The organism is Thermocrinis ruber, assembly GCF_000512735.1.
GTDB lineage: Bacteria > Aquificota > Aquificia > Aquificales > Aquificaceae > Thermocrinis > Thermocrinis ruber.
Genome location: NZ_CP007028.1, coordinates 1370667 through 1384083, shown reverse-complemented (window position 1 = coordinate 1384083; position 13417 = coordinate 1370667). Strand labels below are relative to the sequence as shown.

At 46.1% G+C, this 13417-nt stretch carries 15 protein-coding genes and 1 CRISPR repeat array; of the genes, 7 read left to right on the top strand and 8 right to left on the bottom strand.

Going from position 1 to position 13417, the window contains the following annotated elements; genetic code table 11:
- Positions 1 to 3 precede the first annotated feature (3 nt).
- The 4 genes from THERU_RS07495 to THERU_RS07480 all read right to left on the bottom strand — a co-directional run bounded on the left by THERU_RS07495 (position 4) and on the right by THERU_RS07480 (position 2195).
- Positions 4 to 924: an ABC transporter permease gene (locus tag THERU_RS07495; protein ID WP_025306657.1), complete on the bottom strand. Its 921-nt coding sequence runs from the start codon at positions 922 to 924 to the stop codon at positions 4 to 6.
- The gene (locus tag THERU_RS07490) at positions 924 to 1286 is read right to left on the bottom strand and encodes a DUF1232 domain-containing protein (protein WP_025306656.1); all 363 of its coding nucleotides are present in this window, start codon (positions 1284 to 1286) and stop codon (positions 924 to 926) included. The genes THERU_RS07495 and THERU_RS07490 overlap by 1 nt, the downstream gene beginning before the upstream one ends.
- 106 nt (positions 1287 to 1392) lie before the next feature.
- Entirely contained in the window at positions 1393 to 1896 is a 504-nt protein-coding gene (gene rimM / locus THERU_RS07485) for a ribosome maturation factor RimM (protein WP_025306655.1), read from the bottom strand.
- Between the two features lie 14 nt (positions 1897 to 1910).
- Complete coding sequence (locus tag THERU_RS07480) at positions 1911 to 2195, bottom strand: DUF2325 domain-containing protein (protein ID WP_025306654.1); 285 nt, start codon at positions 2193 to 2195, stop codon at positions 1911 to 1913.
- A gap of 463 nt (positions 2196 to 2658) precedes the next feature.
- Positions 2659 to 3218: direct repeats of the CRISPR family, unit length 29 nt; unit sequence GTTCCTAATGTACCGTGTGGAGTTGAAAG.
- A 51-nt stretch (positions 3219 to 3269) separates the two neighbouring features.
- On the opposite strand from THERU_RS07480, the gene THERU_RS07475 reads away from it, so the two are divergent.
- From THERU_RS07475 to THERU_RS07460, 4 genes are read left to right on the top strand one after another with little or no spacing between them, the layout of a single operon-like run.
- Positions 3270 to 3743, top strand: coding sequence for a ribosome maturation factor RimP (locus THERU_RS07475; RefSeq protein WP_025306653.1), 474 nt, complete (start codon positions 3270 to 3272; stop codon positions 3741 to 3743).
- Complete coding sequence (nusA, locus tag THERU_RS07470) at positions 3737 to 4708, top strand: transcription termination factor NusA (protein ID WP_025306652.1); 972 nt, start codon at positions 3737 to 3739, stop codon at positions 4706 to 4708. The genes THERU_RS07475 and nusA overlap by 7 nt, the downstream gene beginning before the upstream one ends.
- Position 4709: 1 nt before the next feature.
- Positions 4710 to 5969: a 23S rRNA (uracil(1939)-C(5))-methyltransferase RlmD gene (gene rlmD, locus THERU_RS07465; protein ID WP_025306651.1), complete on the top strand. Its 1260-nt coding sequence runs from the start codon at positions 4710 to 4712 to the stop codon at positions 5967 to 5969.
- Between the two features lie 11 nt (positions 5970 to 5980).
- On the top strand, positions 5981 to 6538 hold the full coding sequence (locus tag THERU_RS07460; RefSeq protein ID WP_025306650.1) for a flavodoxin family protein: 558 nt from the start codon (positions 5981 to 5983) through the stop codon (positions 6536 to 6538).
- Here THERU_RS07460 and THERU_RS07455 read toward each other — a convergent pair.
- The 3 genes from THERU_RS07455 to alaS are packed head-to-tail and all read right to left on the bottom strand — an operon-like array spanning position 6528 to position 9525.
- Complete coding sequence (locus THERU_RS07455) at positions 6528 to 6815, bottom strand: DUF2103 domain-containing protein (RefSeq protein WP_025306649.1); 288 nt, start codon at positions 6813 to 6815, stop codon at positions 6528 to 6530. The genes THERU_RS07460 and THERU_RS07455 overlap by 11 nt on opposite strands.
- Positions 6788 to 6937 (bottom strand): hypothetical protein, encoded by a 150-nt coding sequence (locus THERU_RS08585; protein ID WP_156916207.1) that lies wholly within the window; start codon positions 6935 to 6937, stop codon positions 6788 to 6790. Before THERU_RS08585 ends, THERU_RS07455 begins: the two co-directional genes overlap by 28 nt.
- Positions 6934 to 9525: an alanine--tRNA ligase gene (gene alaS / locus THERU_RS07450; RefSeq protein WP_025306648.1), complete on the bottom strand. Its 2592-nt coding sequence runs from the start codon at positions 9523 to 9525 to the stop codon at positions 6934 to 6936. Before alaS ends, THERU_RS08585 begins: the two co-directional genes overlap by 4 nt.
- Before the next feature lie 94 nt (positions 9526 to 9619).
- Here alaS and THERU_RS07445 point away from each other — a divergent pair, with 94 nt between their 5' ends.
- The gene (locus THERU_RS07445) at positions 9620 to 9943 is read left to right on the top strand and encodes a hypothetical protein (protein WP_025306647.1); all 324 of its coding nucleotides are present in this window, start codon (positions 9620 to 9622) and stop codon (positions 9941 to 9943) included.
- 14 nt (positions 9944 to 9957) lie between these two features.
- On the opposite strand, the gene lysA is transcribed toward THERU_RS07445, so the two are convergent.
- A complete protein-coding gene (gene lysA, locus THERU_RS07440) occupies positions 9958 to 11214 on the bottom strand; it encodes a diaminopimelate decarboxylase (RefSeq protein WP_038532517.1) in 1257 nt (418 codons plus the stop codon).
- A 16-nt stretch (positions 11215 to 11230) separates the two neighbouring features.
- Here lysA and THERU_RS07435 point away from each other — a divergent pair, with 16 nt between their 5' ends.
- Entirely contained in the window at positions 11231 to 12673 is a 1443-nt protein-coding gene (locus tag THERU_RS07435) for an RtcB family protein (protein WP_025306645.1), read from the top strand.
- Positions 12670 to 13416 (top strand): cyclic pyranopterin monophosphate synthase MoaC, encoded by a 747-nt coding sequence (moaC, locus tag THERU_RS07430; RefSeq protein WP_245565818.1) that lies wholly within the window; start codon positions 12670 to 12672, stop codon positions 13414 to 13416. Before THERU_RS07435 ends, moaC begins: the two co-directional genes overlap by 4 nt.
- Position 13417: the final 1 nt, after the last annotated feature.

The following is a 13417-nucleotide window of genomic DNA, read 5'->3' as shown; positions in this document are numbered from 1 at the left end:
TCCTTACTTAATAATTTCTTTTTCTCTGACCCTTGGGTCAATGTACGCCAGCAGTAAGTCCGCCAAAAGGTTCCCTATAAGTAGCATTATAGTACCAATGTACAGCCCACCCATCACCAAAAAGAGGTCCGTAGAAAGCACCGCATCAAGCATCAAAGAGCCAAGCCCAGGCCAGCCCACGATGATCTCCACCAGCGCAGCACCCGAAAGAAGTCCCGCTATCTCGTAGCCTATCAGCGTAGTAAAAGGGTTCATAGCATTCTTTAAGATATGCCTTGTAAAAGCCCAACCCTTGAGCCCTTTGGACCTGAGAAGTTGCACCATGGGAGAGTTTAAAACCTCTATGACGGAGCTTCTCATGAGCCTTATAAGCCCCGCGGAGGATATCAAAGTCAGCGTGACTACGCCCACCACCAAACTTTGCCATCCACCCAACTGGAAAAAGCCACTTTTGGACAAAAACAGCAACAGCAAAAAGGCTAAGAAAAAGGATGGAAAGGACATAAAAACGTAGGAAAAGAGCCTTATGGCTTTGTCTGTCAGGCTTCCCTCTTTCATGCCCGCCAAAAAGCCCAAGGGAACCGCCAAAAGCCAAGACAACAAGGCAGAGGGAACCGTCAGAAGGAGGGTGTTTCCGATTCTCTCCTTTATTAGGTCTAACACGGGTGCGTTGTACTGGAGGGAGATGCCAAGGTCAAAGACCAAGGCAGACTTTAGCCACTTGAGATATTGAATAAGCAAAGGCTGGTCTAAGCCATACTGTTTTCTGAGAAGCTCTATGGTCTGGGGTGATACCTGAGGGTTTAGCTTTAGCTGGGCAAAGGGGTCCGTGGGCGAGAGCTTTATGATCAAAAAGGAAATAAAGGTTACCCCAAGCAGTGTTAAAAAACCCTGAACCAACCGAACGATAATAAACCTAGCCATCAGAAGTAGTTGGCTACGAAGAAGGGAGTGCTCTCAAAGTATCTGTCTATCTCTCCCTTATGCTTTTCCTTCACATACCTAACGAGCTTGTAGTCGTCCCACAGACCTATGATAGGGATGAAATCCGGGATTGAATCCCTTGGTTCCACAAAGTATAGAAGTGCGGATATCATATCTTTCCTTGCGTCTTCTTTCAGAGGAAAATCTTCGTCCAGAAGAATCCTTAGCAACAGCTTAACATCAAGGATGAGGTTTCTAACATGCTCCATGGTGGGAGGAGTTTTTTCTAACTTTCTCTCCACCAAAGCTTTAAGTTCAAGGATGTCTATATCCCTGTAGTACTTTTTAAGCTTCTCCTCCATCTGAACCTTCCCTAATGGATTTAGCTATCCGCCCATACAAAATCCACATAGGGTAATGTGTGGGAACATGTATGAATTATAACATACTCTGCAAAACTACAGCTCACTAAAAGAGCTCTTCCAAAAGGCTGTTGATTACCAAGTAGCCCTCCTCCGGTTTGACCTCTAAGACAAACTCCTTGATAAAGGGAATGATTACCTTTCCATCGTTTATCTCCAAATATACCCTGTCTTTATCTGAGGACAGCCTATCAACCCTTCCCAATACTTTCCCTTCTTGACTTCTTACCTCTAAACCCTCCAGTTCGAAAAAGTAGTATTCATCCTTCTTTCTCTTGGGAAGGTTCTCCTTTGGCAAAAAGACCTTCGCACCCAAAAAACGGGTAGCATCCTCCTGACTTTGCACAGCCTTTAACTTTATAAGCACCCACTTTTCTCCATGTGGTCTGAGCTTTTCCAACTCAAAGGGCACATAATCTCCTCCCCTTTTTTTGAAATAGACTTTCTTTATCCTCTTCCACTCCTTTGGAGGAAGGTATGCGAGCACCTTTAGCTCCTGATTCAACCCGTAGGTGTCTGCAATCTTGCCAATAACCACAAAATCCTCCATTTTTTAAGTTTAATTTAGCCCTTCTCCTTCAGAATTTTCAAGATGCACCTTTCTAAAGCACAAACTCCGTGAGAGTGGCAAAAAATGCACCTTTCCTTTGCATACCTTTTGGCGAGCTTTACCATATTATGCCCACTCATAGAGGTAAAAACGATCACCCAATCTGCACAAGCCAAAGCACTGTCTATGTTCTGCTGGGTCTCTTGATTTATGAACTTAAGGCTGATGTTATATTTCTTTGCAATCTGTTCTACCCTTGCCTTTAGCCTGTCGTGTCCTCCAAGCACAACTACCCTCATTTCAACCTCCTATATTGAGATTTGATTTCAATTTTAATAAGCTTGGCGAAGAGGCGAGTATGATAAATATCAAGGACACCCTTTTTCTGTGTAAAAAGTTGTGTTATAATGCTACATACCTTTTAAGGGAAGTAGAGGGTTCCACTTGGGACCCTTGTTCAACTTGGCAACTGAATATGGGTTAGTGTGCCCTTTCGGTGGCTGTTTCAATTTTGAGAGGGTTAAGGTTTTTATTTTCAGGCTTTTTGGGAGGCAGTATCACCGTAAAGCCGTAATTATGTAATGCCGTAATACCGTAATTATGGTCAGTGGCGGAAAGTGTTGGGAGACAGGGATTTAAATTTGACAATAACATACTCAACTTTGTATGATCTCGGATTTCGGAAAATTAGCTTCATTTGAAAGGGGTACCCTCTTGACAAAATTATTGATATGTCTTATCTTAGTTAATGTGGTCGTTTGGGTTCCTAATGTACCGTGTGGAGTTGAAAGTTGAGATTGTGTCTCAATTTCAAGAAGCGGTTCTTACTGCGTTCCTAATGTACCGTGTGGAGTTGAAAGCGCATCTTGTAGCCTTGACATCAAAGTTTGAAATTCGTTCCTAATGTACCGTGTGGAGTTGAAAGTATTCCGTTGGTTTAGGTTCTTAGCTATTTTGAGATGTTCCTAATGTACCGTGTGGAGTTGAAAGTGGTTGTTTGAGGGTGTGGGATGGCTTGGGTTGAGTATGTTCCTAATGTACCGTGTGGAGTTGAAAGTAGAACTGCCAAGCGAGCGTATCCCAGCGGTCTCCTTGTTCCTAATGTACCGTGTGGAGTTGAAAGTTGTTAAAGGGTCATCCATATAAGTGGCAAGTATACGCGTTCCTAATGTACCGTGTGGAGTTGAAAGACTCTCTTTGAACATCGTTGTAAGCCTCTTGCAAATAAGTTCCTAATGTACCGTGTGGAGTTGAAAGGGGCTTTAACCAAGCACGAATTTCCACAGCAGGAATGTTCCTAATGTACCGTGTGGAGTTGAAATTGTGGAGTTGAGAGATTGACAAGGTGCTTTTTTTTGTAGGATAATAATTCCATGCAGTTGGACGATAAAGCTATAGTCCAGAGGGTAAAGGAGATGGTTTTGCCCATTGTTAGCAAGATGGGATATAAGCTTTTTGATGTGGAGTTTAAACCTGAGAGGGGGTGGGTTTTGAGGATAATAGTGGATAAGGAAGGGGGAATTACAGTGGGAGATTGTGAAGAGATCAGCAAGAGGATTTCCGCCCTTTTGGATGTGGAGGACATTATTCCCGTCTCTTACATGCTTGAGGTTTCCTCTCCGGGGCTTACCCGGGAGCTAACAAAGGCAGAGCACTTTAGCTTTTTTAAGGGTAGGCTCGTTAGGGTTGTTCTAAGGGAGCCCATTCAAAACAGAAGGGAGCTTATTGGAAGAATAGAAGACGTAAAGGATGATGTGCTGGTGCTTAAGGATAAAGGGACTGAAGAACTGCTACATATTCCTCTTTCAATAATAGCAAGGGCGAACTTGGAGATAGAAAAATGGTGAGAAATCTAAAAAAACTCATTGAACAGGTGGCGAAGGATAAAAATCTACCCGAGTGGCTTGTGGAAAAAGCCCTTAAAAATTCAATAGTTTTAGCCATAAAAAAGGACAGAAAAATAAAGAACAATTTAGAAGTAGAGCTCACAGAGGACGGCATAAAGGTTTATCAGGTTAGAAAGGGAGAAAAGTTTCCCTTGGATATTGTTCCGGAGGAGTTAGACCGTATCGCAGCGTACGCTGCAAAGGAAGAATTTCTGAGGGAGCTTGAAAGGGCAGACGAAGAGAGAAGATACTTAGAGTTTATTGAGCTGGAAGGTGAGATTGTAATAGGTATTGTGCGTAGGGTTTTGGAAAACGGCGATTTGGTGGTGGACCTTGGAAAGGTTATGGCGATCCTTCCTAAGAGGGAACAAATACCCAAGGAGAGCTACAAGCCAGGAGACCGAATAAAGGCACTGCTTTTGAAGGTTATCAGAAAAAGAGGAACTTACGAGATAATCCTCTCCAGAACCCACCCTAACTTTTTGAGAAAGCTTTTGGAGGCGGAAATTCCTGAGATAAAAGAGGGAGAGGTGGAGGTTTTAAACATTGCCCGGGAACCCGGCGAGAGGGCAAAGGTGTTGGTAAAGGCTAAGGACCCACGCATAGACCCAGTGGGATTGGTGGTAGGATTACGAGGTTCCAAAATCGCACCCGTAACTCAAGAGCTCTCGGGAGAGAGGATAGACATAATAAAATACACCGACAACATAGAGGAGCTTGTGAAGAAGAGCCTTGCACCAGCCCCTGTGGTGGATATAAGAATTGACCCAAACCAAAAGAGGGTTGAGGTGGCTGTGCCAAAGGAAAAGCTCTCCTCTGCCATAGGAAAAAGGGGCGTCAATGTAAAACTGGCGAACCGAATAACGGGATGGTATATTGATGTGATGTCGGAAGAGGATTTCAAAAAGCTCTCCCAACTAAGCTAATATGGGTTTAGACCTGTTTGTAAAAAAGCTCGTGTATGGTGGATATGGACTTGGGGAGGATAAGGGTAAAAAGTTCTTCATCAGGTACGCCGCACCAAAGGAACTGGTGGAGGTGGAAGTTCTAAAGGAAAAGAAGGACTACACGGAGGCAGTGGTAAAGACCGTAAAGATAGGCTCCCAATGGAGAAGAACGCCTCCCTGCAAATATTACACCCACTGCGGTGGCTGTCAGTGGCAGCATATAGAGTATCAAGAACAGCTTAGAGCAAAGGCGGACATACTCTTAGAATCCTTAGAGAGAATAGGAAAGATAAAACTGGACTCTGTTAACGGTATCCTTGGCTCAAAGGAGGAGTTTGGCTACAGAACGAGGGTTCAGTTTAAGATAAGGGAGGGACATCTGGGCTTCTTTGCTTGGGGCAGTGGAGAACTGGTGCCCATTGAAGAGTGCCTTTTGGCACATCCAAGGATCAATCAGCTGATACCCTCCTTGAAAGAAACTGCAAGATTGATAAAGGAACTTCAGGAAGTCCATGTTTTTTACTCACCTCATGAAGACGAATTTCTTCTAAAGCTCATAACCATAAGCCCTATGGAGACTCAAAAACTGAGAAAGCTAAAAGAACACATCCTGCCCAAAGAGGTGGTAGGGCTTGGCAACTACACTCTGCTCGGTGGAAGGTTCATCAAAAGGGCGGTGGTGGGAAGGGAATTTACCTTTGTTAGGAGCGGGAGGTTTATCCTCAGAGTTAGCAACGATTCCTTCTTTCAGGTAAATCATACCCTCTATGAGGATTTTCCCAAATTGGTGGCGGAGGGAGAGAAGGTAAAGAGGATTCTTGAGCTTCATAGCGGTGTGGGTTTTTTCAGCTTTTGGCTCTCGGAACATTGCGAGTTTCTTTTTGGCTCCGATGCCAATCAGAGTGCGGTCAAGGATGCCATCTACAACGCCAAGCTAAACCAAGTTTCAAATGTCTCTTTTGCCCACGAGAAGGCTATAGACACCCTTAAAAACCATGCGGGAGAGGTCATAGACCTTTTGGTTCTGGACCCTCCAAGGGAGGGGCTCTCGGAGGGCGAGGCAAAGCTCATCGTCCAAAACAAGCCCAAAAGGATCATATACATATCTTGCAATCCCACCACCTTGGCAAGGGACCTAAAGGTTTTAACCTCCGGTGGATATAAAATAGAGGGTGTGCATTTGGTGGATAACTTCCCTCAAACCTATCACATAGAATCTGTGGTTAAAATAACTATTTAGGAGGTTCTGCTATGGGTAAAGTGTTGGTGCTTTATGATTCAAGAACGGGGAACACGGAAAAGATGGCATACCTTGTGGCAGAGGGTGCAAAAAGGGTAGAAGGTATTGAGGTGAGGATCAAAAAGGTGGATGATGCTACAAGGGAGGATGTGCTTTGGGCGGATGGGTTGGCGGTGGGTTCTCCTACCCACATGGGAATAATCTCTTGGAAGCTTAAGAAGTTCTTTGACGAGGAGTTAGGAGAACTTTGGGGCGAGATTGATGGGAAAATAGCCTGTGCCTTTTCCTCTTCCGGTGGATGGGGTGGAGGAAACGAAGTTGCTTGTATGTCTATTTTGACAGTTCTTATGAACTTTGGCTTTTTGGTCTTTGGAGTAACGGACTATGTGGGTAAAAAATTCACACTGCACTACGGTGCGGTTGTGGCTGGAGAGCCTCGCTCCGAGGAGGAAAAAGAAGCCTGCAGACGCCTTGGAGAGAGATTAGCCCAGTATGTGGCAATCTTTTTTGACGGCAAGAAGGAGCTCTTGGAACGTATAAGGACCTTTGAAGGAAAGTTTAAGGATTGAAAAAGGTGGCTTTGAACTCCTCCAAAAACTTTTCCCTATCGCAAACTACAAAAATTTCCTGCACGGAGGTGCCGTTTTTGTATAAAAGCTTATAGCCGGTGGGTGTTTCGTACTTCAAAAACAGACCCTTGGAGCCTATGCCCTTGTTCTGCCGGGCAATCCTGCCGGGAATTATAGACTTTACTGAGCTAAAACTAGAGAGCTTTTTTAAGTACTCCTCCAATCCCTCCAGAAGATGATGCTCTATCTTTACCTTTCCTTTTCGGTGTTTTCCCATAGCAGGCTTTGGGCATCCACCACTCCCCGCCAATCCTTGCCCACTCGCACATCGTAGCCACTGAGGGAGTTTTTGACTCTGCTTGCCAGTATGAGGTTGCTTTCTACCAGTAGGATTTTCATCTTAACTTCTCCTTTAAAAGCTCCAAAGCCTTTTCAAAGTTCTCCGGCTTTGTGCCTCCACCCTGTGCCAAGTCATCCCTACCTCCGCCTCCACCACCAAGGACCTTTCCTACCTCTTTTATAAGTTCTTTGGCAGAAAGGCTACCCACCAAGTCCTTGGAGAGGGCAATGAGGGTAGAGAGCTTTCCTTCCCTCTTGCTTGCCAAAAAGACAACCGTTTTTGTTCTTCCTTGCCTGAACTGATCTGCCAGCTCTCGGAGAAGGTCTCCCTCCACATCCTCCAAAACTCCATAAAAGAGTGTGTATTCCCCAAAGCCCTCTTCCTTTATCCTTTCCTTTGCTTGCTTTCTTGCAGATTCAGACTTTACCCTTTGCAGTTCCCTTTCTAACTCCTTTACTCTTTCTTGGAGTTTGGAGAGACCTTCCAACACCTCCTCTGTGCTGACGCCCAAGCTCTGCGCTACCTGCTTTAGGGTCAAGGATTCCAAAAATGCCTCTTCCACCGCCCATCTTCCCGTTTTTGCCACGATCCGCCTCAGACCCGCACCTATGGAAGATTCGGAGATGATCTTAAAGTAGCCTATTTCTCCGGTCCTTGACACGTGGGTGCCACCGCACAGCTCCTTTGAAAAGTCCCCCACGCTCAGCACCCTTACCCTTTCTCCGTATTTTTCCTCAAAGATAGCTATTGCACCCTCCTTTATGGCTTCTCTGTAATCCTTTTCTTCTACAATCACAGGCTCATTCTTTCTTATCTGTTCATTGACCAGCTCTTCAACCCTCTTTAGCTCATCCACACTCAAAGCCTGAAAGTGGGTAAAGTCAAACCGCAGGTATTTGTCCGCCACCAAAGAACCCGCCTGTCTTACGTGTTCTCCAAGCACAAGCCTAAGGGCTGAATGCAGAAGGTGTGTGGCGGTGTGGTTTCTCTTTATGTCCTCCCTTCTCTCCCGGTCAATGCTTGCGATCACTTGGTCTCCCACCTTAATGGTTCCTTTAACCACCTTTCCTTTGTGGCTTATGACGCCATCCACAGGCGATTGGGTGTCATCTACCACAAAGAGACCATCCACAGACTCAATAGTGCCCGTGTCTCCTATCTGTCCACCCCTTTCCGCATAAAAGGGCGTTATGTCTAAAAATACTTCTCCCTCTTCTCCCTCCTTCAGTTCAGAAACAAGCTCACCATTTTTCAAAAGGGCAATGACCTTTGATTGGGCTACATACTGCTCATAACCCACAAAGGTGGAGGTCCTTCCTATGTTTTTGAGGTGCTGGTATATAGGTTGGACCTCTTTGGTCTGAATTTTGAAGTTCTGCCTTGCCCTTTCCCTCTGAATTTCCATCTCTCTTTCAAAGCCTTCCATATCAAGGCTCAAACCTTTTTCCTTGGCTATTTCCTCCAAAAGGTCCAAGGGAAAGCCGTAGGTGTCGTAGAGTTTAAAGACCTCTTCACCTTTCAAAAAGCGTCTTCCTTCTTCTAAAGCGGTGTTTATAAACTCCTCAACCACAGGCATGCTGTTTCTAAAGGTGTGTAAGAACCTCTCCTCTTCTGCCTTAACTACTCCCTTTACAAAAGCCCTTGTCTGAAGAAGCTCCGGATAGGCATCCTTCATAACTTCTACCACCACATCTACGCCTTTGTAAAGGAAAGGTTCCCTTATTCCCAGCTTGTATCCAAACCTCAGGGCCCTTCTGAGGATCCTTCTGATCACGTATCCCCTTGCGGTGTTGGAGGGCAGAACGCCATCGGAGATGGCAAAGGTAATAGCCCTAAGGTGGTCTGCGATAACCCGCATGGCAACGGTGTCCTCAAAGTTTTCCCCGTAGGTCTTACCGCTGATTTCTTGTCCGAAATCTATCAAAGGTTTTATAAGGTCTATCTCAAAGTTTGTTTTTGTCCCTTGCAGGACGCTCGCAATCCTCTCCAACCCCATACCCGTGTCTATGTTGGGATTGGGAAGAGGTGTCAAATTACCCTTTTCATCCCTGTTGTACTGCATAAAAACCAAGTTCCATATCTCTAAAAACCTCTCCTCTCCATACTCCTCCCCTCTATCCACATAGATCTCCGAAGAAGGTCCGCAAGGACCAGTGTCCCCCATCTGCCAGAAGTTGTCCTCTTCCCCAAGCCTCCATATTCTTTCGGAGGGAAGCCCCACCTCCTCGTTCCAAATTCTATAAGCTTCTTCGTCATCCCTAAAGACGCTAACATAGAGCTTTTCCTTTGGGAGCTTTAGATACTCCGTCACGAACTCCCATGCGTAGAGTATGGCTTCCCTTTTGAAGTAATCCCCAAAGGAAAAGTTGCCCAGCATCTCAAAGAAGGTGTGGTGCCTTGAGGTATAGCCCACGCTTTCCAAGTCGTTGTGCTTGCCGGACACCCGCAAACACTTCTGACAAGAAACCGCCCTCTTATAAGGTCTCTTTTCCAGCCCCAAGAACACGTTCTTAAAGGGTACCATTCCTGCGTTGGTAAATAAAAGGGTTGGGTCCGATTCAGGGACAAGGGAGGCGCTTTTTACCCTTGTATGCCCCTTGCTTTCAAAAAAACTCAAAAACAGCTCTCTAATCTCGTTGCCACTCATTACTTTTTATTTTAATCCTATTTGCAAAAGCTTTTTATTAGCATAGTCAGAAATTCCATGTGATGGGCTAAAGACTTGCCTATATTTATAAGAAATGCCACACTCTACAACCGATCACATCATAGAACTCAAGCTAAAAAAGCTATACCACAAAGACAAAGCGAGCATAGAAGAGCTTTTAAACAGTAGGGCGGGCAGAAACCTTTTGCCCTACGAGATCGTTTTCAACGACCAGGTGGATTGGGAAAAACTTAAAGATTCTTTCCCTGAACTTTCTGAGTACTACCACAAAGCCTGCGTTATCTATTCAAACTACAGATATCTCATAAGAAGAAATAAGCCACTGCCCACTGTTAAAGAAAAGATGAAACAAGAGGATGTAGGAAAGTTTTTTGAGGCTTTGAGGGCTTTGGAATGATAAAAGTTAAAGGGTCAGGAAAAGCATGCGTTGAATATATCCTCGTAGGTTTCCCGCCTTCTTATTACCTTTACCTTTCCTTTTTCCACCAACAGCTCGCACGCCTTGGGTCTCGCGTTGTAGTGGGAAGACATGGCAAAACCGTAAGCCCCGGCAGAGAGCACTGCCAAGTAATCTCCCCTCTCCACATAGGGAATTTCCCTGTCCAAGGCTAAGAAGTCTCCCGTTTCGCAGATAGGACCCACCACATCGGTCTTTATGTATTTCACGTCCCTTTCCACCACCGGCACGATGTGATGATAGGCGGAGTATATGGCTGGTCTTATAAGGTCGTTCATACCCGCATCCACGATCACAAAGTGCTTGTGCCCTTTATCCTTTAAAAACTGCACTTGAGTTAGGAGTATGCCTGCGTTTCCCACTATAGACCTTCCTGGTTCCAAAATAAGCTTAGCTTGGACGCCCCTTAAGCTTGGCATGATCGCCTTTGCCAAGTCCTCGGGTTCTGGGTTTGCCTGGTCTGGCTGATACTTTATGCCCAAACCACCCCCAAGGTCTATGTATTTAATGTCAAAGCCATCCTTTATTAACTCTTCATACAACCCTACCACCTTTTCAACCGCCTCTATGTAAGGAGAAACATCCAGAATTTGAGAACCGATGTGACAGTGTATTCCCACCACCTCCAAGTTTTTCAAGCTTCTTGCATACCTGTACTCTTCCTTTGCCTGCTTTATGTCTATGCCAAACTTGCTTTTTTTCATGCCCGTGGAGATGTAAGGATGGGTCCTTGGGTCCACGTCTGGATTTACCCTTATGGCAACCCTTACCTTTTTGCCTAACCTCTCGCCCACTTCGTTTAAAACATCAAGCTCCATGTGGGATTCCACATTGAACATGAGAATGTCCTTCTCCACCGCAAAGGTGATCTCCTGCAAAGTTTTTCCCACGCCCGCATAGACTATCTTGGAGGGCTCCACACCTGCCTTTAGGGCGCAGTACAACTCTCCCCCAGAAACCACGTCCGCACCAGCTCCCTCTTCCTTTGTAAGTGCCACAATGTGCGGGTTAAAGTTTGCCTTGACTGCGTAGCATATTAGGGCATTGGGAAAGGCTTCTTTGTAAGCCCTAATGCGGTCTCTTATGTAAGAGGCACTGTAAACATAAAGAGGAGTGCCATACTCCTTGGCTAATTCTTTTAGGGATACTCCTTCTAAGAAAAGTTCTCCGTTCTTGTATTCAAGGTATGGGTTATACTCTTTTAAAAGCATAAATTTTAATTTTACCATGGGACTGAAGGAACAGCTTGTTCAGGTTCAGCCTTTTGTTTACAAACTGCCGGAGAACACGATTCAAGGGCAAAAGGTGCCCGTCTATTTCTATCTCAGCGACAGGCTCTTTGAAATCTTGGAGGAGGATGCTATAAGACAGGCGGCGAACGCAGCCACCTTGCCGGGAGTGAAAAAGGCCATATATGTGATGCCCGATGTGCATGTGGGTTATGGCTTTCCCGTTGGTGGTGTGATGGCAACAGACCCTGAGGAGGGTATAATCAGCCCTGGCTCGGTGGGCTACGATATAAACTGCGGAGTGAGGCTCATAGCTACAAACCTTACCGCGGATATGGTCTACCCGGTTAGAAGGGAACTTATGAACGAAATACTCAAGAACGTGCCCGCGGGCGTGGGTTCCACAGGAAAGATAAAGCTGACCAAGTCTCAGATGGAAGAGGTGGCGGTGAAGGGTGCCCGTTGGGCGGTGGAGCAGGGCTTTGGCTTTTTGGAGGACCTGGAGCATATAGAGAGCGGTGGTGCCCTTCCGAACGCGGACCCTTCTAAGGTTTCAAAGGAGGCCTACGAAAGAGGCTCCGACGAGCTCGGAACAGTGGGCTCGGGTAATCACTTTGTAGAGGTGCAAGTAGTAGATGAGATCTACGATGAGGATATTGCGGAGCGTCTGGGCTTAAAGCTTGGTCAGGTTTGCATTATGGTGCACTCAGGTTCAAGGGGCTTTGGGCATCAGGTCTGCGTGGATTATCTAAAAGTCGCAAAGGACGCCCTTAAAAAATACAACATAGACATACCGGATATGCAACTTGCCTGCATGCCCTTTAACTCTCCCGAAGGGCAAGCGTACTTTTCCGCCATGAACAGTGCTGCCAATTATGCCTTTGCCAACAGGCAGATCTTGGGCTTTTTGACTGCAGACACCATAAGGCGATTCTTTGGTCTCTCTTGGAAGGATCTGGGCTACAGGCTTATTTACGATTTAGCCCACAACATAGCCAAGTTGGAAAAGCACAAAATTGATGGAAAGGTTTTAAAGCTGGTGGTTCATAGAAAGGGTGCCACAAGGGCTTTCCCTCCCTTCAACCCTGAAGTGCCACCCGCCTACAGAGAACTGGGTCAGCCCGTGCTAATACCCGGTGATGTGGGAAGGTACTCCTTCCTGTTGGTGGGACAAGACAGGAGCATGGAGATTAGCTTTGGTACCGCATGCCACGGTGCGGGCAGGCTCATGTCCAGGAGCAAGGCAAAGGAGTTTGTGAGAAGAGAAGGCTTAGAAAAGGTGCTTGGAGACTTGGTGGTGGTGGCAAGGGGCAAAGGAACGGTGGCAGAAGAGATCCCGCAGGCTTACAAGGACGTGTCTGAAGTGGTGAGGGTAGTGGATAGCTTGGGCATTGCCAAGCTTGTGTTAAGATTAAAACCTCTGGGGACTTTAAAGGGATGATGCGCACAGTGGATGTATCCCTAAAGCCAATAACTTTAAGGCTGGCAAGGGCTTACGGCAGGATCTCCTTAAAGAAAGAAACAGTTAAAAAGATAAGGGAGGGCACAGTGCCCAAGGGGGATGTGTTGAGTGCTTGCAAGATTGCTGGCTTGATGGCTGTGAAAAGAACTGGGGAGCTTTTACCCTTCTGCCATCCCATTCCCTTGGAGCATGCGGAGCTTGACGTAAAGCTGGGCGAAGACCATCTGGAGGTCTTTTCCCTGGTGCTTGGCACCTCAAAAACGGGCTATGAGATGGAGGCGCTCACTGCGGTATCTGTAGCCCTTCTGACGGTCTATGATATGTGCAAAGGCTTGGACGATAGCATGGTGATAGAGGAGGTCAAGCTGTTGGAAAAGTCCGGGGGAAAATCCCAGTGGGGCAAATCCCTGAAGGGTAAAAGGGTTCTCATAAAGGGCGAGTTTAGGGAACTTATAAAAGAGTATGTTTTAAAGCTTGAGGGGGAGGTAGTTGAAGATGGAAACTTTGACCTACTTATCAGCACGCAGAGGGAGCATATGGAGGAATTCCCCGGTCTTTCTGCGGTTATAAACAGCCATCTCTTTTCTGTACTTCCCACCGAGTTAAGGGAGGGTGTGCGGGTTGGAAGGAGGAATGGCTACACGGTGGTGCAGTTGCAACCCTCCGAAAAGTTGATAAGGGCTTTCTTTGAGGGCTTTGGAAGTCTTTTAGGAAATTGGTAAA

Coding starts and splice junctions, on each gene's coding strand:
- rimM (WP_025306655.1), bottom strand. CDS start 1,896: ATGGAGGATTTTGTGGTTATTGGCAAGATTGCAGACACCTACGGGTTG.
- THERU_RS07495 (WP_025306657.1), bottom strand. CDS start 924: ATGGCTAGGTTTATTATCGTTCGGTTGGTTCAGGGTTTTTTAACACTG.
- THERU_RS07490 (WP_025306656.1), bottom strand. CDS start 1,286: ATGGAGGAGAAGCTTAAAAAGTACTACAGGGATATAGACATCCTTGAA.
- THERU_RS07460 (WP_025306650.1), top strand. CDS start 5,981: ATGGGTAAAGTGTTGGTGCTTTATGATTCAAGAACGGGGAACACGGAA.
- nusA (WP_025306652.1), top strand. CDS start 3,737: ATGGTGAGAAATCTAAAAAAACTCATTGAACAGGTGGCGAAGGATAAA.
- THERU_RS07455 (WP_025306649.1), bottom strand. CDS start 6,815: ATGGGAAAACACCGAAAAGGAAAGGTAAAGATAGAGCATCATCTTCTG.
- THERU_RS08585 (WP_156916207.1), bottom strand. CDS start 6,937: ATGAAAATCCTACTGGTAGAAAGCAACCTCATACTGGCAAGCAGAGTC.
- alaS (WP_025306648.1), bottom strand. CDS start 9,525: ATGAGTGGCAACGAGATTAGAGAGCTGTTTTTGAGTTTTTTTGAAAGC.
- moaC (WP_245565818.1), top strand. CDS start 12,670: ATGATGCGCACAGTGGATGTATCCCTAAAGCCAATAACTTTAAGGCTG.
- rlmD (WP_025306651.1), top strand. CDS start 4,710: ATGGGTTTAGACCTGTTTGTAAAAAAGCTCGTGTATGGTGGATATGGA.
- THERU_RS07480 (WP_025306654.1), bottom strand. CDS start 2,195: ATGAGGGTAGTTGTGCTTGGAGGACACGACAGGCTAAAGGCAAGGGTA.
- THERU_RS07435 (WP_025306645.1), top strand. CDS start 11,231: ATGGGACTGAAGGAACAGCTTGTTCAGGTTCAGCCTTTTGTTTACAAA.
- THERU_RS07445 (WP_025306647.1), top strand. CDS start 9,620: ATGCCACACTCTACAACCGATCACATCATAGAACTCAAGCTAAAAAAG.
- lysA (WP_038532517.1), bottom strand. CDS start 11,214: ATGCTTTTAAAAGAGTATAACCCATACCTTGAATACAAGAACGGAGAA.
- THERU_RS07475 (WP_025306653.1), top strand. CDS start 3,270: ATGCAGTTGGACGATAAAGCTATAGTCCAGAGGGTAAAGGAGATGGTT.